This window comes from Bacillus sp. JJ634 (assembly GCF_036962285.1).
Classification (GTDB): domain Bacteria; phylum Bacillota; class Bacilli; order Bacillales; family DSM-1321; genus Peribacillus; species Peribacillus asahii_A.
This window is the reverse complement of sequence record NZ_JBALMU010000148.1, coordinates 1-909: the sequence shown is the minus strand read 5'-3', so window position 1 is coordinate 909 and position 909 is coordinate 1. Positions and strand designations below refer to the sequence as shown.

Genomic DNA, 909 nt, shown 5'->3' with positions numbered 1-909 from the left:
TCGAATTCACAAATGCTTCACATCCTTTTGTCTGAACCGTCGATTGATGCTTTGTAATATTCGGTATCGTAATGATTAACAAAACGGAAATAATGAGCAAGACAATGAGCATCTCGATGAGAGTAAATCCTTTTTCATTGCGTAATCTTTTCAACAAAAGCTCCTCCTTATAAGCCATTAAGTAATGAAAACATTGGCAATAATACAGCTAAATAAATAGAGACAATAAGCAGGCCGATGAATGAAAACAACATAGGCTGAATAATACGCATAATCATACTCGTTTTCTCTTCAATTCTTTCTAACAATAAGCGACTATAGTGAAATAATTCCTCATCAAGTCTTCCATACTTTTGACCGTTTGTTATCACAATATAAAGGTTCTTTTCAAAATAAGAAAGCTTCTGAACAATCGCCTCAAACTGCTTTCCTTCTAATAACTCTCGCTGCATTTGGGCACATAGCTTTTGATAAAAAGGCCGCTGCCTGTTTTGCGCCAATAGCTGTATGCTCTCATTAATAGAAAGACCACCGGACAATAAGCCGCTAAACTGACTTGCAAAAAAATGGGTTTCGTATAAGCGAATAAGCATCCCAATAACCGGGATATGCAATATAAGCTTTCTTTGAGTAAGGGGGCATAATTGGTTAAACCAATATCGTTTGAGCAGATAAATGAGGATACACAATAAAAGTAAAATGATAGGGATTTTCGGGAGAATAGCCGAGGTAGCTAATATACTGTTCATAAATATATTGTGTTCAATATGCATCGAAGCAAAAAGCGTTACAAATTTCGGTAAAAGTACACGTTGCAAAATAAAAAACACATTACCAATAAAAAAGAGTAGAAAAATTGGGTAAATGATTAGCTTCTTTATTTTGTCCAAGTCTTCCGCTCTCTTCGTC

The 909-nt window shown here is 35.2% G+C and carries 2 protein-coding genes; both read right to left on the bottom strand.

Annotated features, from left to right (window positions below; translation table 11 throughout):
• The coding region (gene comGC / locus V7068_RS19320; RefSeq protein ID WP_499714154.1) for a competence type IV pilus major pilin ComGC at positions 1-178 on the bottom strand (178 nt) is incomplete at its 3' end.
• Positions 168-909: type II secretion system F family protein (locus tag V7068_RS19315; RefSeq protein ID WP_499714137.1), on the bottom strand; the 742-nt coding region annotated here is incomplete at its 5' end. The genes comGC and V7068_RS19315, both read right to left, overlap by 11 nt.